This is a genomic window from Ohtaekwangia kribbensis (genome assembly GCF_042676245.1).
In the GTDB taxonomy this organism is placed as follows: Bacteria; Bacteroidota; Bacteroidia; order Cytophagales; family Cyclobacteriaceae; genus Ohtaekwangia; species Ohtaekwangia kribbensis.
Genome location: NZ_JBHTKA010000007.1, coordinates 794,056 through 814,497 on the forward strand (window position 1 = coordinate 794,056; position 20,442 = coordinate 814,497).

General features: G+C 42.2%; 10 protein-coding genes and 3 tRNA genes. 4 read left to right on the forward strand and 9 right to left on the reverse strand.

What is annotated here, in order from left to right; all coding sequences use genetic code 11:
- Window position 1: 1 nt before the first annotated feature.
- The 4 genes from ACFQ21_RS18525 to ACFQ21_RS18540 all read left to right on the forward strand — a co-directional run bounded on the left by ACFQ21_RS18525 (window position 2) and on the right by ACFQ21_RS18540 (window position 13,250).
- Window positions 2–9,226, forward strand: a complete 9,225-nt coding sequence (locus ACFQ21_RS18525; RefSeq protein ID WP_377580930.1) for an RHS repeat-associated core domain-containing protein — start codon at window positions 2–4, stop codon at window positions 9,224–9,226.
- 12 nt (window positions 9,227–9,238) lie between these two features.
- Window positions 9,239–9,718 (forward strand): hypothetical protein, encoded by a 480-nt coding sequence (locus ACFQ21_RS18530; protein ID WP_377580933.1) that lies wholly within the window; start codon window positions 9,239–9,241, stop codon window positions 9,716–9,718.
- A gap of 701 nt (window positions 9,719–10,419) precedes the next feature.
- Window positions 10,420–11,253 (forward strand): class I SAM-dependent methyltransferase, encoded by an 834-nt coding sequence (locus tag ACFQ21_RS18535; protein ID WP_377580935.1) that lies wholly within the window; start codon window positions 10,420–10,422, stop codon window positions 11,251–11,253.
- A gap of 50 nt (window positions 11,254–11,303) precedes the next feature.
- On the forward strand, window positions 11,304–13,250 hold the full coding sequence (locus tag ACFQ21_RS18540; RefSeq protein ID WP_377580938.1) for a hypothetical protein: 1,947 nt from the start codon (window positions 11,304–11,306) through the stop codon (window positions 13,248–13,250).
- Between the two features lie 6 nt (window positions 13,251–13,256).
- On the opposite strand, the gene rffA is transcribed toward ACFQ21_RS18540, so the two are convergent.
- The 9 genes from rffA to ACFQ21_RS18585 all read right to left on the reverse strand — a co-directional run bounded on the left by rffA (window position 13,257) and on the right by ACFQ21_RS18585 (window position 20,441).
- Complete coding sequence (gene rffA, locus ACFQ21_RS18545) at window positions 13,257–14,381, reverse strand: dTDP-4-amino-4,6-dideoxygalactose transaminase (protein WP_377580941.1); 1,125 nt, start codon at window positions 14,379–14,381, stop codon at window positions 13,257–13,259.
- Entirely contained in the window at window positions 14,378–15,253 is an 876-nt protein-coding gene (locus tag ACFQ21_RS18550) for a methionyl-tRNA formyltransferase (protein WP_377580944.1), read from the reverse strand. The genes rffA and ACFQ21_RS18550 overlap by 4 nt, the downstream gene beginning before the upstream one ends.
- The gene (locus ACFQ21_RS18555; RefSeq protein ID WP_377580947.1) at window positions 15,254–16,177 is read right to left on the reverse strand and encodes a glycosyltransferase family 2 protein; all 924 of its coding nucleotides are present in this window, start codon (window positions 16,175–16,177) and stop codon (window positions 15,254–15,256) included.
- A 215-nt stretch (window positions 16,178–16,392) separates the two neighbouring features.
- A tRNA-Pro gene (locus tag ACFQ21_RS18560) sits at window positions 16,393–16,466 on the reverse strand.
- Window positions 16,467–16,564: 98 nt separating this feature from the next.
- Window positions 16,565–16,638, reverse strand: a tRNA-Arg gene (locus tag ACFQ21_RS18565).
- A gap of 179 nt (window positions 16,639–16,817) precedes the next feature.
- Window positions 16,818–17,168, reverse strand: coding sequence for a four helix bundle protein (locus ACFQ21_RS18570; protein WP_377580950.1), 351 nt, complete (start codon window positions 17,166–17,168; stop codon window positions 16,818–16,820).
- Window positions 17,169–17,201: 33 nt separating this feature from the next.
- Window positions 17,202–17,290: transfer RNA gene (locus ACFQ21_RS18575), tRNA-Ser, on the reverse strand.
- Window positions 17,291–17,619: 329 nt separating this feature from the next.
- A complete protein-coding gene (locus ACFQ21_RS18580) occupies window positions 17,620–17,970 on the reverse strand; it encodes a hypothetical protein (RefSeq protein WP_377580953.1) in 351 nt (116 codons plus the stop codon).
- On the reverse strand, window positions 17,967–20,441 hold the full coding sequence (locus tag ACFQ21_RS18585; protein ID WP_377580955.1) for a penicillin acylase family protein: 2,475 nt from the start codon (window positions 20,439–20,441) through the stop codon (window positions 17,967–17,969). Before ACFQ21_RS18585 ends, ACFQ21_RS18580 begins: the two co-directional genes overlap by 4 nt.
- Window position 20,442 lies beyond the last annotated feature (1 nt).

Consider the following 20,442-nt stretch of genomic DNA (forward strand, 5'->3'; position numbering starts at 1 on the left):
TATGACATTTGATAGTGTGAATGTTTTGAAAAAATTACTTCTAACTATAGCCGGTGTGATGTTGCATACCGTGCTCTTGTTAGCGCAGCCTGTAAATGATAGTCGAGTAAATGCGCTCCCGCTAAACTTAAACTCATGGGCCAGTGCCGATGCTGCCTATACCAATGTAGGAGCTACGGGGAATGGCTTTAATGAAGTTGCCGGCCAGGGATTTCATAACGTGTGGTTTAAGTTTCAGGCTACTACCAACGAGATCAGTTTTCACGTATATACCGGGGGATCGAAAGGTACGCTGGCAGGAATCTCGTTGAAGCTTTTCAACGAATTGGGTACGCAATTGTTTAGTAATACATATTGGAGTGGTCCAGGCTATATTCAATATTCTAACTTGACACCAGGTTCGGTGTACTATATCTCCGTAGATGATCCCAATAGTACACCGGGTACATTTACAATTTATTCAAGTAGTGTTATTAACAATGATAACCGAACAAAGGCAATCTTAATACCAAGCACGCATCAGTGGTCGAGTGCTGACGGTGAGTTTAACAACTTTAACAGTACAGGGGAATCGTACGGTCCTGGTTCAGAAGATGCAGGCAATACCCATAATGTGTGGTTTAAGTTTATAGCAGAGACAAATGAAATAGATATACGCGTACTAACCGGTGGTACGAAAGGAACGATGAATCAGATCCGGTTGAAGTTTTTTGATGAAGCAGGCAAGATTATCGGAGGGTTCGGGTCGTCATCGGCAGCTACGATTGGTACCCAGGAGCGTACGTACACTCAAAATTTGTCGTTAACCCCGGGACATGTATACTACTTTTCAATTGACGATGATAATTATACCCAAGGCACTTTCAGTTTGTATGTTAATGACGATATAGGGTATGATCATAGACTTAATGCGGAGGTTATAACGAACACTACGGCATTTAGAAGTGGAAGTGCTGCGTATAATAACATTGGGGCAACGGGTGCAGGCTTCAACACTATATGGGGCGTAAATCCGAATGTTTGGTTTACATTCATGGCTACTACCAATCTTATCAAGATAAATGTACTAACGGGAGGTGCCAGCGGGACAATTTCTATGCCGTTCATCTATTTATATGATGATGCAGGTACTGTGATTACTTCTAATTATGGTAATGTTCAAAGTACTTCATTGGTGCCAGGTAAGATATACTACTTTTCAGTTCACGGGGAGGCGCCAGTACGGCAAGGTACATTTACATTGAGTGTTAGCAATCAATCATGCAGCGCAACACTCGAAGATGAGTACAGTGCTCTTATGGCGCTATATGCAGCTACAGCAGGACCTGGATGGACAAATAAAAACGGATGGAAAGACGCTAATCCCTCTGTCAGACAAAGTGTAACGGGCTGGTCAGGTATAACTACAAACTCATCAGGCTATGTTACCGGACTTGTACTGAGTGGTAATAAATTGAGTGGCACTATACCAGCACAGATCGGTAATTTGTGTCAGTTGCAACAATTGACCCTGAGTGAAAATACACTTACGGGTGAAGTTCCTGTGCAGATTTCGAATCTTCAGAGCTTAAGCTACCTGGCGCTTCAAAACAACCAGCTTTCAGGTTCTATCCTGGATAAAGTTTCGAATATACCTTCCATGGTGACTTTGTATTTGCAGGGTAATCAATTCTCAGGAAGTATACCTTCCAGCATAAAGAATCTTAAACAGCTTCAACTTTTTCATATAGGTAATAACAAGCTTTCGGGAGTAATTCCTCCGGAGGTTGGTCAGTTAAGCAGCCTGAAGGTTTGGGAAATATATGGGAATCAGCTTACCGGTTCATTACCTGCAGAGCTTGGAAATTTACCTAATATTACAGCTCTATATTTTAATCGTAATCAACTAAGCGGTGAGATTCCAGCAGGGTTGAGTAAATCGAGTACATTAGGCACGCTCAATGTCGAGTTTAACAATCTTAGTGGTACTATCCCTGCGGAGTTAGGTAATATGCCTAACCTGAAGTACTTGATTGTTAACGACAACAAGCTAACGGGTTCTATATCTACTGACTTCAATGACTTTACATATTTACGATTTTATAATAACCGGTTTACATTTTCAGACTTTCTGCCGCTGAAGCAGAGTTTTGGAGGCACGTCATCAAATTTTATATACTATCCGCAAGACTTAGTTGATGAAGCGAAGAACATCCGCGCTATAGTCGGCCAATCGTTTACGTTAACTGCTGCTGTTGATATTGATACGAACCCACAGAGTATATTTCAATGGTTTAAATTGTCGAATGGCTACTTAACGAGTTATCCATCCAAAGTCAATGGGTATACCTTTGAGATTCCGGAAGCAGAGATGACTGACGCAGGTCAGTATTACTATAAGATCACAAACCCGGATGCATCGGCCCTTACGTTGACAAGTCGCATGCAGACGGTAGTGGTGTTGAACTATGATTTCAAAGAAGCCGCAGAGCTTGTTTCCAATCCTACATCCTATATAACGGAATCAGGTTTTTATAGCAACGAAGGTGCTACACCAGATGGCAGTGGCTGCGATGCTACACATGCAGCCTCTAAAAACGTATGGTTTAAATTCCAGGCGCTTACTGCGAACGTGGATTTAAAATTACTCACCGGTGGCACGTATGGTACCCTTCAAAATGGTTTCTTAGGACTTCACGATGCATCGGGTAACAGCTTGGCATGTACCAGTGCTACGGGTAGTGCCTCTGCTATCATTCATTACAATGGTTTAACGCCTGGTCAATGGTATTATGTTACGGTTGATGCCGTTACAGCAGGTACATTTACGTTGCAGTTCGGTAATTGTCTTCAGCCCTTACCGGTAAGTGCTACAGCAGATGCAGCAGCGGTGTGTAAAGGCAATGCCACTACACTTCGTGCTATCGTATCAAAATCGGGTAACTATAGCTATCAATGGTCACCGGCTACGGGTTTGAGCAATACTTCATCGGCTGCACCAACGGCCACCTTGCAATCCACAACTACGTATACTGTTACGGTAACCGATCTTGAAGATAATTGCAGCGCCTCGGCAGCAGTAACCGTATCTGTTAACGCTCTTCCTGTTATTAGTAACATCACCAAACAAGGTGTTACGTGTTTAACCGCCACGGATGGCGAACTTGCTTTCCAGGTATCCGGTGGTACCTCTCCATATACCACGACACTGGTAGGTGGCAACTTGCCAGCGGAAGGCGTTGTACTATCGTCCTATATGCGCACGGATTTATCTACGGGTGTATATAGTATATCCGTTCGCGATGCCAATAGCTGCAGTGCTACCAGCAATGTAACAATCGGCTATGGCGGAGCAGTGTTCACTTCCTATTGTGATGGTAACGTAGGCAGCCCCGGTACGGCCTGTACATTGAACGGAACAACGATCACATCAACCTCAGCCGGCTTTACGGTAAGTAAATCAAACCCCCGTGGTGGTAACAACTATACGTACCATGTATATACTTCATCAGGAGTACGCGTATCTCCAGCGGAAGGTTATCCGGGGATATTTGGCACACGCTCTACAATAAGCAACCTGGGAGCTGACACCTATAAGATCGATGTAATCTATAATAACAACAGCTGTACGATCTCGACCAGCGATGCCGGCAATCGGTCTCTGCAAGTAGAACCGCTGTCGATGCTTTTTACAGCAAAACTCAATTCCAACCAGGAAAGCTTTACCATAGTAGACGGACAGAAGTTTGATTACTGTACGTTACAGGCTTGTGACAATGTTATCACGGTAACGCCTACACTTGGTTTTAAAAACCAATTGAGCTGTACCGACCTGTCAGGAAAGGCACGTACGTTCAAATTGTTAAAGCAAAATGCTTCAGGTAGTTATGATGTAGTTACCACGATCACCAATGGAAGCTTCCCGATGTCGGTAGGTACCCTGATCGGTAAGTATAAAATAGAAGCAAGCCTTGCGAACTACGGTTGTGCAGATCCAATCTTCTTTGAGATCGAAGAGCAAACCCCTCCGCAGGTTACACTGCTGGTAAGTCCGGAGACATGTGCGGGTGCTCATGATGGTGCTGTCGAGATCAACGCTTCGGCTCACCTGATCTCACCGGTACGCTATGAACTATACGAGGTAAATGGTGCTGATATTTGTGACCGCTCGTTGATATCTGACAAGAGCAGTGCTGTGATGACGGGCCTGGAACCCGGTAAATATTGTGTGAAGATTAAGGATGCACGCGAAGATGCAGTATCCTGTAAATGTCACGAGTTCGAGATCTATAGTGGCGACTACCAGGCAAGTCCTATACTGTTGCCCGGGGAGAAGCGTCAGTGGCCTTACGCAGCGACAACGAAGTCATCATTGACAACGGATCATACATTACTCACGTGTGCCGCAGATGTAACAGCCACCGGCGGAACACCTCCCTATAAATTTGTATGGAAGCGCGAAGTTCAGGAGAAGCGTGCCGTATTTAACAGCACAACGGGTCTGTACGACCAGGTGTTACAAACCGTAGAGTATGAGATCATGCAGGAGAGTAACACAACCGGTATATCGAAGAACATGGAGCTTCAGTCGGGTAAGTATAATGTATATATATCAGACCACTGCAGTGAAACACCTTTACTAGAGACTTTTGTCGTACCGGTTCCTGCGCGCAGCTATAGTCTATGCTTCCGCTGGAAGACGGGCGATGCAGAAGATGATCTTGCTCCTAAAGAAGCACCGAAGGTTACTACATTATCAGCGATAGCTGCCAGCAGCATCAGCCGCCAGATCACAGACAAAGCAGCTGAGTGTATCACGGCTCAACTGGAAGCCGCCACAGAAGAGCAGCGTCAAAAATGTTTATCCTTGGAATACCTGGAAGACCAGGTTGATATGACCTATGATATCAACTACTTCCACTATACTTTATATTATTACGATCGTGCCGGTCAACTGGTACGAACGGTTGCCCCGAACGGAGTTAAAGCTGTAGCAACCGACAGGACCGTTGCACCTATACAACATACTTTTGTAACGAGCTATAACTATAACACATTAGGCCAGCTGTCAAGTCAACACACCCCTGATGCGGGACAAAGTAACTTTATATACAATGCCATCGGGCAATTAAGGTTCTCACAATCCGCGAAGCAGCGCGATGCTTCAGAGAACGAATCGGGTACCGAACGCTATAGCTATACCAAGTACGATGAGATCGGCCGGGTGATTGAAGTAGGGGAGACGACTCTTACGAATGCTGCGTTTGCTTCACTGGCAGCCAGTGCCGATGTTGCTACGTTCCCTGCCACCAATGCGCTTGAAAAGATCAACACCTATTATAGCCAGCCGGCCAACGTTACCTACCAGGGTAATGCACAGCGCAACCTGCTGAACCGTGTGAGCTATAGTGTGGTGCAGAACAAGAATGGCAAAATATCAACTACCTATTATAGCTACGATCCGCATGGTAACGTAGAGTGGTTGCTTCAGGATGTACCGGGACTAGGACAACTGGCTACGGCATACGAGTATGATCTGATCAGTAACAAAGTTCTGAAAGTAAAATTCAATGAACACCGCCCGGATCAGTTCTTCCAGCGCTATAAGTATGATGAAGACAATGTATTGTTAACGGTAGAGACTTCACGCGATGGCTATATCTGGGATACCGATGCCCGCTATGAATACTATGCCCATGGCCCGCTGCGCTCGGTTGGTATAGGGGAAGACCATATCCAGAAACTGGATTATGTATATACCCTGCAGGGCTGGCTCAAAGGTATCAATACACCAGACCTGACTGCCAATACATCGGAAGGCACAGACAAGCTCTATGCAAAGGATGAGTTCGGTATGGGACTTGGTTATTATGAAGGCGACTTCTCCCGCCAGTATAACAATGTAAACTCGGTGTTTAACTGGAAGACCGGTAGCACATTCTACTTATCCAGTGGTAATAAAGATCTGTATAACGGTAACATCAGCACCTGGATCAGCAAGATGGGACAGAGCCCTAATCCATCGAACATGGAACTTGATAACACCTTAACAGGACATGTCTATACCTACGATCGTCTGAACCGGATCAAGTCAAGCAAGCTGAATGTATATAGTGGCACAAGCTATACAGCCACGAATAATTATGGTACAGCTTATACCTATGATGCGAACGGAAATATCCTGAGCCTGAAACGCAATGGTAATGTAAGCTCAACGCCTACACTGGATGCGATGGACGACCTGACCTATATCTACAACCTGACCGATAACAAACTAAAACAGGTAGTAGAGAACTCCAGCTATAATGAAGCTGGCAGCGAAGACATGAAGCCCGGCCAGGTAGCTGATAACTATGTGTATGATAAGATCGGTAACCTGATCGAAGACAAGCAGCAGCAGATCTATATCCACTGGAATATATCGGGTAAGGTAAGTGAAGTGAAGCCGTATGCATCGACCTCACAAAAGCCACACGTGATCTTTACTTATGATGCACAAGGCAATCGTATAGCCAAAGAAGTGAACAAGCTTCCGTATGTATCAGGCGTATACCAACGCAAGCCGGATAATATTTATACAACCTATTACGTTCGCGATGCCTCGGGTAATTTGCTGGGCGTTTATGAGCGAAAAAATATAGCGTTGGGTGGAGATACCTACCGTGCAGAGTTCACCTTAAAAGAACTTCCAATCTATGGCAGTGACCGCTTGGGACAGTTGAACGCCAAGCAGCTTTTGGCAACAAAAGTATTTACAGCGTCACAAGTGGATGAAGTAACGCTGTCGATTAGCGATGTTGATAAGAAAACAGCCAACGTAAACTGGTTAACACTGAGCAAGAAGACGGATGCCTTGAAAGTAAGTTCAAGCACCCGGTATATAAACACGGTGCAGGCGCACCTGGCGAGCTATAGCAGCAACACCCAAAAGTATGCAGCGGTAAACAATGTAAGTTTTGTAGGAGCCGCTTCCGGCAATATAGCCCTGGCAGAAGATGAAGAAGGTAATCTGGAGGTATATGCGATAACAACAGAAGACTACTGGGGTAAAGCAGGTGTCTGCCTGGTATACGACCGGTTCGGTAATCTGATGCCGAATACAAATGGTATATATGCAGAACCTAAATCGAAAGCGGTTATCGTTAAGCAACCGGGTACGAAGAACTATATATTGTTTACGGTAAGCACAGCCGGTAAACTCAATTACCATGTCATCGACATGAGCCAGGCAGGTAACGGAACAGGCGGAGCCCTGCTGGGCGATATCGTGGTTAAGAACCAGGAACTGGATGCAGAGAAGAAATCTACTTACGGCAGAGAGTTACTGGCAATAGAAGATAACATCAAAGGCAATACTATACTCTATGCCACCCGCTATGAAGCGCCCGCAACGGGCAGTGGTATCGGTAAAAAAGAGATCGTACGTTTTACGATAACGGATGGCCCGCTGGTGCAGCAGGCTGCCGTACAAACTACCCTGACGAGTCTTGACAAGTTGGGAGAAGGTGACCTTCAACTTGATCCTACAGGTAAACGCCTGCTGGCCGTGAACTATAACAAGCCTGCGGGTTGGACGATCCAGCGCGAAGCTACCCTGAACTTGTTTGCCGTAACACCGGATTTTGATCTGGCCAGCACCAATGATGCAGTACAACCAGAGAAGACTGTTGACGTTACCAATGGATCGTTACCACTGAGTGCCGACTTTACATCCGACAGTCGCCAGCTGGTATACAGCCAGCGTACAGTCACTCCGTTGTTACCATCGACAACAGCCGAAGCGTTGTGGAGCATCAGTACAATAAGTGCAGCGACTCCAACTATTATGCAGAGTGGTATCTCGGGAGAAGTTCGCCGGGGCCGGGATAACAATATCCACATCGCCCAACGCAACAGCACCAATGTACTGGCGTATGGCGGAGCTACATTGGATGCTCTGACGAGTACACCTGCGAGTGATTTTCAGTTAAGTATAGCAGGCAGTGGCCACCTGGTAAACCAGGTATATAAAGTATATGCCAGCGAGAACCCGTATGAGAACACGTATGTGCGTGGTGTTGGTGATAAGGATTATGAGTTGAAAGATCACTTGGGTAACGTATCCGCTGTGGTAACGGATGTGAAGTATGCTACATTATCCGGTCTGCTGTTAAGTACACATGCAACTATAAAGGCATACTATAACTATTATCCATTTGGTATGCAGATGCCGAAGAGATACTATCCTCAGAATGATGTAGCGGATGGCGGATATCGCTATGGATTTAATGGTAAAGAGAAAGATGATAGTGGCGAGTTTGGAGGGACTGTGTATGACTATGGGTTTAGGATATATAATCCAAATATTGCTAAGTTCTTAAGTGTGGATCCGTTGAAGGAAAGTTATCCAATGCTTACACCTTATCAATTTGCTAGTAACTCGCCCATTGCCTCTGTTGACTTAGATGGCGCTGAAGCTACCTTAGGTTTGAAAATACTTGAGAAATTGATATTTGGTACAAATCATCTACAAAAAATGGAAGAGGGGGCAGTTAAAAGAGCCATTGAAGGAGCTAAAGGGACTATCACTGGAGTTATTGCTGCGGCGAATGTAGCCCATTTTCTCTCTAATACTTATTCGCCAACTAAGCTAGCCACCGGAGCTGACTATTCTGAAACACAGTATTTTATTGAAATATTAACTGCATTGGGTACAGAGTCTGCTCAAAATATGATCGATGATTACGAAGATCTAATTACGAGAGCGGCAGAAGGAGACGATGAAGCTATAGGAGCTCTTGTGTTTGAGTTGGGAATGCTGGCTCAGGAGCTTGATGAGCTGAGGCACTTAAAGGCTCTGAAAAACCTTAGAAAGCTTATAGATAACTGGGAAATAGACCCTGAAGTACTCAATTCGGGTTTTCCAAAACTAAGAAAAGTCAATAGCGATGTTGCGAAATTAAAAGAGCTTGGGTTAGAAAATGTTTCGTTGAGAGGAAAGTCTTACAATGCGGGTAAAAAGAAGTTAGAAGAAGCGGGATTTAAGTATGTTGAGACGACTGAGACAGGTCGGCGAAAGTTCATACATCCCGAAAAGAAAACTGAAGTATTTTATGATGGAACGTCTAAATCTTTGGTAGGACGGCAAGACCCTCATTGGCACATTAAAGACAAGCACGGTCGTAAATACGGAGCAACGGGACTACCTGCCGAAAGAGATAAATTTGGGGGCCACATTCCATCGGACAAAGGAAATGGACAATTTTAGAATGAATTAGATATGAAATTAGACACGAGGACATATGATCTTTTAAAACAAATATTGGGAGATGCACACCTGATCGATATAGATCTTTCGATGTGGGATAAATATTTATCCATTATTGTTATAGCCGATCATTTTGAATCTAGATATTCAAGTAAAAGACGTGCTTTATTCAAGTTGAAGTTTGATCTTGTAAGTCATTTTAGCTGTAATTTTTTTCATTTAAAAGAGAAGTCAGATGAACAGGATAGGTATATACACTATCAATGGTTAATAGATAAGAGCTCGATTAAGCAAAATGGAAATGAACTTGAAATAATCATGGAATGTACTTCTGAACTTCTTCCATCGTTATTAATAATTTGTGAGAACATTGAGATTGAAGAGATAGATCCTAAAATTTTAGATACGATTAATCCTAAATGGACGGATCCATCTGGCCCTCTGGTAAGACTTGACGTTAATTCCATCTATAGTATGATGAAAAGGAAATAAATTGTACAGCAGCCAAAGCAAAGAACCATGCATTGTTAATAAAGGTAGCGCTTAGCCTTTGTTGGTGTTGTGCGTTGGACTAGTGGAGAGGTCACCAACAAACGAGAGCTATAGCATAACACCTAAAGTGAATAACTATACATTTATAATAAACAGAGATATTTATCTTCATTTTTAAATAGACCATTAGCCTAGCCACCTGAAGCTTACGAAGAGCATTGTCAGCCTTTGTTGGTGTTGTGCGTGGGATTAGTGGAGAGGCTGACCAACAAACGTGAGCTATAGCATAACACCTAAAGTGAATAACAATATATTTTATAATAAACGGAGGTATTTATCTTCATTTTTAAATAGACCATTAGCCTAGCCACCTGAACCTGAATATGATAACCTGTAGTGAAAATGCTTTGAGAAGAGCGTTGTTTTTAGTAGTCGTGTTGTTGTGTAATGCCGTGCTGCTGTTAGCCCAACCTGTAAATGATAGCAGAGTAAATATCCTTTGTTTTTGAGTCTAATCGTTGTTGGCGTATGGATTAGTGGAGAGGCACCAACAATCCAATTGGTTGTTAGCGTAACGTTGCTGCTGTTATACCTTAACTGGTACCTTATTAGCGCAGATATTTCAACTTCAATTTTTTGTTTTGCTTCTAATTTTTAACTTGGTTGTTTTGCAGGCTGCTTAACTCACCAAGGATTTTAACATGAATTTGCAAGAGTACACAACCGGGCTTATTGAGCGAAAAGGCATTTATTATTCTAAAGAGCAGAGTAAAATATCATATCCAGCAAGTGGCAACGATAATTACTTTCAAATAGAAGAAAATAGCTTCTGGTTTAAGCATAGAAACAATTGTATCATCGAGGGAGTTATGAAGTATAGTGCCAATAGCACATTCTTTGATGTAGGTGGAGGAAATGGATTTGTTGCAAAAGGCCTGGAAGAAAAAGGGATATCAACGGTGTTGGTTGAACCTGGTATTCAAGGATGTGTTAATGCAAAAAAGAGAAGTTTAAAAAACGTAGTTTGCTCAACGCTTGAGAATGCTTCGTTCGTAAAAGGCAAAATTCCTGCTATTGGACTATTTGATGTTGTAGAACATATAGAGCATGACGTTGATTTTCTGAAAAGTATTTATTCCTATTTAACGGATGGTGGCTTTGTTTTTATAACCGTCCCAGCATTTAATGTGTTATGGTCTAACGAAGATGTTGATGCCGGTCATTTCAGAAGATATACCACAAAAGAACTAAAAAGGAAGTTGCAGTCGGTTGGCTTTCATATTGAGTACTCCTCGTATATATTTTCGATTCTGCCTATAGCGGTATTTTTGTTTCGTACATTACCTAGCAGACTCGGGCTGCACAAGAACTCCGGTAATTTGGATAAGCATAAGAAGGAACACAAAAGTGGCGGCTTGATCGGTATAATACTAAACTATATTTGGGACTTCGAAATATCCAGAATAAGAAATGGTAAGGTGATTCGCGTGGGAGGAAGTTGTCTGGTCATTGGCAGAAAAGGTATTCGTGTATAATTATTTTATTGAGATAACTAAAGAAGATTGTAGATTGAATTCGGAAAGAAATGATGATTGAGCTGATCTTAAAAAATTTACTTTATGTAATCCTTTTCTTATCGATAAGTATGTCGGTTGGTTTTGGTGTTTTGCGGTTTTTGCGGTTCAAAGTCGAAAAGAGTTATGGCGGAGCATTTAAGATCTTTTTAATAGGCTTCTTCTTAATAGTGACACTTTTTGCCCTGGTAAAATCCCGCGGTGCTACTGTTCTCCTGGGTTTCGTACTAATTGGAGTATTCCTGTGGTGGGACAATCGGGTTAGTCGCCAAACGGTATTCGCAGAGCGGACACAAGGAGATATGACAACCTTTTTTCTTTTGAAGCGACTGCTGGAGTTGTCCATTGTGTCACTTGCTGTTATTGTATACCGAACAGCATTTATGGATACCGGCGGTTATTTTATTGAGCATGTTTACAACGACTATATTTTTTACGGAAAGCTTTCAAAGTATTTACTGGAAACAGGTATAGAGAATGCGGAGTTTGATTATATATTTTTTGATCATAACGTGGTGCCTTATCACTACGTGGATATTTGGATAAACTCGTTGTTGATTTACGTGACACGCCAAAATGCAGTGGAGCTGATGATTCTGAGTTCATATACAATAGGTATAGTTGGTATTTGGCTGGGGCTAATTGCATTACTTGAAACCTGGTTTGGTGTTACTTATTATAGTAAAATTATTGCATTGTTCTTACTATTCGCAACCGGCATTTTTTGGGGAGCTATTATCAGTATTCCGTTTCTGCAATCAGCAGATGTCTTTGCAAAGCATAGTGTAAATTATTCGAAGCTATTTCCTATATATTGGATGGTCATACTTGTGATTCTGCTCTACAGGGAATCCAATACTTTTCGAAGTAAATTCATTGTATCGATTTTACTCGCGTTGCCTATCATTAATGTGTCATCGGCACCGGGCGTTTTTCTTGTTCTTTTTCTCTTCTTCGTAAACGAGCTATTCAGAAAAGGCTTTTTAAAATGGGAAATTGCTTTAAAAGCAATAATAATAGTCTTGTTCATCGCGATTTTCTACAAAACGGGTCAGTCAGATGCCGGAGGTGATTGGTCTTTTGATTATCACGAGTATACATCAGCAACATATATAAAAACATTTATCAACGTAGTAGGCGGCACAGTTATTCAGGTATTTCTTTTATATCTGCCAATATTTTTGGTATTGTTATTTACTGCCAGACAATATGGTTTTAAGAAGGTACGTGATGTACTGCTTACACTGGGAGTCACTTTTTTTGCATTCGTTATACCGTGGGGTCTTTTTCATAGAAATGCAAACAGCGTTCAACTATTCTCAAATACAATGATTCCGTTTATAACGTGCTTTCTTATTGCTATAGGATGTGATATAGTTAAGAGCGTAAATAATAAAATGTATAGGAACAGCATATTAGCCGCTATGTTGTTGCTACCTGTTATTGGTTTGCTTAAGGATGTCACGGAGCGAAAAGCTCTGGCAAATTCAGTATCTGTTACGGAAAGCTCCGTTCAGGAATGTGTAGAGTTCTTTTCGGCAAAAGTGAAAAAACCAGTTGGCGTTTTCTTTTCTTCAGATACAAACTGGGCAACCAAAGCATTGCCGTTCGGAGCGTTGGATATGAAACTACAGCAGTTTGTCAATAGAGATAGTTTTCATACTATATCCTTGTCGATTTTGGATATTCCTCTTGATAGCAGCAGTATTCATTTTGCAAATGAAAAAGAACAAATAAAAAATGCATTGTTCTATCGCTATCTTGAAAAGCAGCCAAGTTACAGCCCTGAAAATATAGCTACTCTTCAGCAAAAGTTTATCAAGGACTTCAATATCGAGTATGTTCTAACGAACTATAACTATTCGTTACCAGATGATAAGAAGCGCTATTTAGAACCTTTGTATGATGCGCCTGCTATTAATCTGAAAGTTTATTCAGTTATTCGAGGCAAACTGTGAAATAGCCTAGTTAAAGAACTCTTGTATCGTGTTTATTATTTTTTCCTGATCGTCAGGAGATAGTTCAAAATAGAAGGGGAGTCGCAAAAGTCGATCGCTATAGAAGTCACTCCAAGACAGTTCACGTCCATCATGACGAGATGCGTAAAACGGAGATTTGTGAAGTGACAAGTAATGAAAAACAGAAAGTATATCTTGCTTTTTCAGATGCGCTATTAATTTGTCACGTGTATCTATATCCTTACAAATGATATAGAACATGTGTGCATTGTTAGTCGCATACTCCGGTATTAGGGGAAGTTTGATATGTCCTTGTTCTTTTAGTGGGAGAAGGTTTTCGAAGTATGTATCCCAGATCAGTTTCCTTTTGGACTGAATTACATCCATCTTCTCAAGTTGAGCATATAGGAAAGCCGCAATCAGATCGGACGGTAAAAAAGAACTGCCAACATCAACCCATCCGTACTTGTCTACTTCGCCTTTAAAGAATGCAGTTCTATTGGTACCTTTCTCCCAGAGTATCTCAGCCCGCTTTTCAAACTGCTTATCATTGATAACCAGTAATCCGCCCTCACCCGAAATTACATTTTTTGTCTCGTGAAAAGAAAAGGCAGCAAGATGTCCAATGGTTCCTAGAGGCTTACCTTTATAGTAACTGTCAATTGCCTGGGCTGCATCTTCCACAACAAACAGGCTATAGCGTTGGGCAAGCTCCATAATTTTATCCATGTCACAAGCAATACCAGCGTAGTGTACAACAACAATGGCTCGTGTGCGTGGCGTGATTAGCTGTTCGAGTGATTCGGCATCCATATTGGGATGGTCGGACTGGCTATCCGCAAATACTATTTTTGCTCCACGAAGGACAAAGGCATTGGCAGTTGATACAAACGTATAGGAGGGAATTATCACTTCGTCTCCAGGCTGTATATTTAATAGGAGGGAGCACATTTCCAGTGCATCTGTGCAGGAAGTTGTTAAAAGGCACTTGCTCGAGAATTTCTCTTCAAAAAAATGGTGACACTTTTTGGTAAAGTGACCGTTGCCCGATATCTGACCAATGTATATGGCCTGCTTAATATACTCCAGTTCATTGCCAACAAAGGCAGGCTTGTTAAAAGGTATTTTCATTTGAATCTAAGTCTGAATTTGTTAAGCGGAAATATACTGACGCCCGTATCATCGAATTGTGCATCCAATATCTTGATTAGCCCTGTGCTACAAACTACAACTGGTCTGTCGTTATCGAAAAAAATAATTTTGCCAGAATCCCTGTTCATTATGTGTACATCTGGATACAATTCAGCATCGTATATCCTGATTTTCTTCCCTTCAAGACGGGTAGACGCACCTAAATAAGGATAACCAACAGCATGTATAAATCGGACAATGTCGGATGAGTCTTGAGTCCAATCGATCCGGTAATCGTCCTCGTCTCTCCATAAGCTGTAGGTTGCTTGCGTCTCATCCTGAGGTATGAAAATAAGTTTACTTTCGTTCGCTACTGCTCTAAATATATCAGCGGTTACAGATGAATATAAATCGGAAATGATTTCAATCGCATCTTTGATTTTAATAGGATATTGAATGTTTACAGATTGCTGCGTTATAATTGGCCCGCGATCGTATTGATCTGATGCCTTTATTGCAGTTAACCCAATTGTTTTCTCGCCGTTGATTAATTGATTTACCAAAGGAGCAAAGCCTCTGTATTTGGGAAGAAGAGAATCGTGTAATACAATGAGTTCTGTATTTTCAGTTGGTATTAACCAACGCCAGGAGATTGCCAGGCTATATTTACTTGTAATTGTATAGTTTTCCTTTTTTCTGAAAAATTTGATCGTATTTTTTTCGCAGAGTGCAATGATCTCGCCCGAATAGTCGTTCTCAGTAGCCTTGTCTTCGCCAACAATAACAGAATCAAGAATACGGTGTAGATCCTTTTCTATAAGGTGTTCTAAAACCTTATACCCTTTATAGGTCATCAATAAAAGGGTAATCATTTACTGAATGTTAATGGTGTCTTTAACGATAAACAAAGGTCTGTCTTTGATTTTATCAAACGACTTTCCCAGGTAAAGTCCCAGCATGCCCAGAATCATAATGATCAAGCCACAAAGAAACCATATCGATATAATTAAGCTTGTATATCCAACCACGGTTATTCCTCCTGCTATATAGTTCACAAGTACATAACCCCCCATCATAGCGGAAATAAGTGAAATAAGAAAGCCAAGTTTTATAGTAAGTCGCAGAGGTTTATCTGAAAAAGATATAATAGTGTTCATCGCAAGTTTGATCAGCTTATTCCAGGAGTAGCTGGTTTGACCGTATTTGCGCTCGCTGTGTTCAACCCGTATTGCCTTTTTTGAAAAGCCCACCCATTGTATCATGGCAGGGAAGTAGCGGATTTGATCTTTCATGTCCAAGACAGCTTGTATAGCCTTGCGATGATATATACCAAAATTAGCAATAGAGCTGTCTTGTTTTGTTTCGGTAAGATATCCGAAGCAAGAATAGAAGAGCTTAGATGATAGTCTCTTGAAGAACGTATCCCTTCTCTCTTCTCTTTGTGCAAAGATGATTTGGTAGTCACCTTTTTTGACTTCGTCATATAGTCTTGCGATCTCTTCAGGCTGATCTTGCAGGTCACAGTCCATTACAACGACCCATTCACCTCTACATGAGCTAAGTCCGGCGGTAATGGCATAGTGTTGTCCAAAATTTCGGGACAGGTTAATTCCCTTAACTCTTTTATCCTGTAAAGCGATTTTATTGATCAGCTCCCACGAGTTCTGTGGGCACTGATCATTAACCAGGATAATTTCAAAATCAACAGAGATTTTCTCTAGTGTGTCAACTAAACGTTGATGCAATTCAATCACAAAATCTCTTCCCATATACACGGGAATAACAACTGAAATCATTTGATTCGAATTTTCTGAAAAGTAGATATAATTCCCGTTACTTTAAATTACTCTCGATTGAAGGTTTATAAGTTGCTGAGTTGTAAAGTCTTTTTGTTCCCGTGGGGGAAGATATAGTCATGAAAAAAAGTTTGAACTCTAAAGCTAGAATAGTCTGGAAAGGAGTAGACATAAAAAAAGTGAACACGAATTGCTTCAATGTTCACTTTTATGTGTCGGGGTGGCAGGATTCGAACCTACGACCTCTTGGTCCCAAACCAAGCGCGATACCGGGCTACGCTACACCCCGAGATGGTATCTTTCGTTTATCGAGGCGCAAAGATATACTTTTTATTGTTACCTCAATCAATTGAATCCAAAATGATTTGAATTCTTTTTTATTTTTTGTGATCCCGGCTGGAATCGAACCAGCAACCTACTGCTTAGAAGGCAGTTGCTCTATCCAATTGAGCTACGAGACCTTTTACTTTTTCTCTCTCGAACATCAACCTTCCCGAATGAGATCAGGATGTTCTATCCAATTGAGTTACGAAAAACCCTTCTATTTTTCGTGAGCTTTCCTTTCGGTAACTCTTTATCTTTTTCTCTTTCGAACATTAACCTTCCCGATTTTTCCGAGAAGCCTTTTGAAGTGCTTTGGTTATTCTGAATGACTGCGGTACATGCCCAGCAGCATTTTCGAAACCTTCTCATAGCGATCGTATAGATCCTGAGCCTGCGACAGTGGTATCGAGTTTAATTCTCCCAATACCTGTAAGATCGCCACACACTCAAATACAGCACTTCTTGCTATCGTGATGTAGTGCTTTTTATCAGCACTCGTCATACGGCCGGTTCCTTCCGCAAGATTTAACAAGATGTCCATGCAAGCTTTCTTCCACTGATCCTTGATATAGGGATCAAGCTTCTCGTTTGAGAAGATGATTTTCAGGGAATCCGTTACCAGATTTTTTGCGATCTGGTATACTTCTAGTTTTTCAAAATCAAACATGGTGCTGTTTTAGTCACATCACAACCGCGTTAGCGGAGAGGGGGGGATTCGAACCCCCGGTACCGGTTGCCCAGTACCGCAGTTTAGCAAACTGCTGGTTTAAGCCACTCACCCACCTCTCCAGGATTCAGCTTATCATCGGCCTTCAGGCTTAATCTTTTTTCAAAAGAAGCACATTTTGATTAAAAATGGCCCTTTTTCAAAAAGGAAGTGCAAATATATAAGTTGCCCGTAAACTATCGCAACGTGATCGAAAATTGTTTTTCAAAACCTGCTAATGTTATGAACTTTTTTAAGCTCAGCATTGGTGTGTCAATCTTGCTCTTGTCGCTATACCTCACGCTGACTTAACGTTATAACATTAAGAATGTATACATAAACTGATTTGTACAAGATAGCGATTATGGAGTGTTAATCTGTTGACTGCCAAGAAATTTCCTGCTCGTGACAATCAATAATAAACTCTCTTCTTTTCAGTTTTCAAGAGGGAACCAGTCAAGGTTGCAAAGCCTCCTACAAGTGCTCCGATAAATGCTGTCGCGAGCATGAGCCAGATTTTTTCTTTCACGGGAAAAATCAGCGCTACTTTTTGTGCGAGGTCTGCTGAAGCATTTACATCGATCACCCAGGCTTTGGTGAACCAGAGAAGTCCGATAGCGAGGAAGCCCGCCAGGAAATTCGCTTTCGATTTTAAAAGATATCCCATGATAAAGGCCGCAATGGCCAGGCTATACCACGGAAGAAATAACTCCGCTATATAGGCCAGGATAAATATAGCGATGACTTGAAGAATGAATTTCATTTCGCTGCAGGATTGAGATTAACTGTAATTGTTTTTTCTGCTTTGTTGTTCGCTGGTGATTGCAGAAAAAGCAGATTGTGATATTTACCAGAGCACCACGCATCGACCATATCTATATAGTGTGCACTTCCCGGGTTGCCCGATTGTCCGCCGGGATATACTCCCCATGCTTTAGCACCGGTCTTCTCCAGGCTCACTATCATTCTCCACGAAGGTCCATGTGTCTTGGAATGTGCATTAACGATGTCGTGGTTACCACCGGTGAGTACGTGCGCACTCAACGGTTCGAGTCGCAGTAAATGACCTATATAACTGTCTTTATACATCGACCACTTCACGGGTTCTTCTGCGTTACTTTTTGCAGCAGTGGTATCTTTTGATGCATGTTCCTGCTTCCACTTGTCGATGTCTTCAACACTTAGTGCAAAAGCTTTTCGGAGTACATCCCTTGCCGTCTCTTTTTCGGGCGTGCCTTGTATATCAAAGAACGTAAGGTCCGGTTTCTCCCTGATAAGCCGAATGGTGTTATAGGTTGTCGGGCGCGTGAGTGTGATTTTGTTCTTCTCCAGTTCATCCCAGATCAATGGCATCAATACATCCCACCAGGCTTCGTAGTATGAAGCTCCTTCGGAATCTTTATCATTGATATAGTTCCACGACTTTAAGATTTGAAATGCTTTTGCCTGTTTGGGGGAAAGGTTTGCTGAGTCCAATTGACTTAAAAACACCGGGAGACTTTCAGCTGCTTTCAAATTATAATTATCGTTTTGCAGCTTCATCATGTCTTCTATCGTGATACCTTTTGATTCATTCAATACCGTATTGATCCTTCGATTACGATACGCTTCATAATGCGAAGCCGTTATATAGTAAGGATACGTTGCATCCACCGGGTATTGATTTGCCGAACTCACAAAACCGCGCACCGGATTTTTATACTGTACATTCTGATCATTCGGAATATAAGCCTGCCATCCGTTGGAGGTTTTGCTGCCATCGAGTATAAATTTACCTTCGAAGATTCTGCGTACCGGAAATTTACCCTGAACACGCATTGCTATATCTCCGGCAGCGGATGCAAAGACAAAGTTCTGCGGAGGTGTTGAGAAATGATTCAACGCATCCAGATAATCGTTGTGATTTTTAGCACGATTCAATTTATAGAACGTCATCAGTTCTTCCGACTCATCGTGCGCCATCCACCGGAAAGCGTGTTGTACAAGATTATTCTCGGCATGGAAATCTTCATCGTACGTAATAGGCCCCCAATGAGTATATATTACCGTATCATAAAATATTTCTTTATCGCGGATCTTGATGGCTTCAACAACTTTTTTAGTATCAGTCCATTTGCCATCCAGCAAATACTTATCCTTCTTGTCATTCTCAAACTCAATAGCAAACCAATCCACGAGATCACGTTGAGCATTGGTAACACTCCATGCCACTGAATCAGTAAAACCGATAATGATAGCAGGGGAGCCCGGTAATGACGCGCCCATGGCATTGGTACCCGGTGCGTGTAACTGAACAATATACCAGAGCGAAGGCAGCGATAAATTAAGATGTGGATCACCACAGACAATAGGAGCACCCGTAGCAGTCTTGCGGCCACTCACAGCCCAGTTGTTACTACCCGTGGTAGGGTCGGAGGCAGGTAGTTTTTTAACATTGATATATTCATCCGGAACACTGTGTGGTATAGTATCAAACGCGATCGGTTTAAACTTCCACCCATTGACATTATCAACGATCGGATCGCCAATCGGTTCGCGGTCCGGGTATAGCAGCTCGACTACATCTTTGCCATATAGTTTTAACGCATTGCTCATCTCGATATCTTTATCGCCCATGCAAAGTGTTTTTGCCATGTTCTTGAGTAACAGTGCGCACTTTAAAGTAGTCCATGGCTCGGGTTTATAGTCGAGGAGTTTATACTCGAACGGCATTGTCTTATCCGTAAGTGAAGCAATGTATGCATTAACCCCCTCGGTATATTTCTCGATCATGGTTCGGGTAGTCGGGTTCTTCATCATGCCCGCCAAAGCTTTTTCAGCACCGTATACCATGCCGAGTCTTCGGTTGGAGCGATCACTCTCCAGCGCCACTTCTCCTACAATCTCCGATACTCTTCCTGCAGCAGCGTGCGTCTGAATTTCCATTTGCCACAGGCGATGCATTGCAGTGATATAGCCTTGGGCGAGGTAAAGATCAGCATCGTTTTCAGCGAAGATGTGTGGGATCATCAAACTATCGAATACAACGGTAACCTTACCCGTCAGACCGGGAATAGCAGGTTGTTCGGGTATACTATCGCCTTTTGCTTCGATGTTCTGCCAGAAGCCGTGAAAAGGATCGAGGAACCTGCCGAGTGGAGGAAGTCGATTTCCCTTCACAATATGGCTGTTATCCAAGAGGTAAATGAGTCCCGCAGTGATCAGAAAGCAGAGAAGGAACTTAAAAACTTTCATG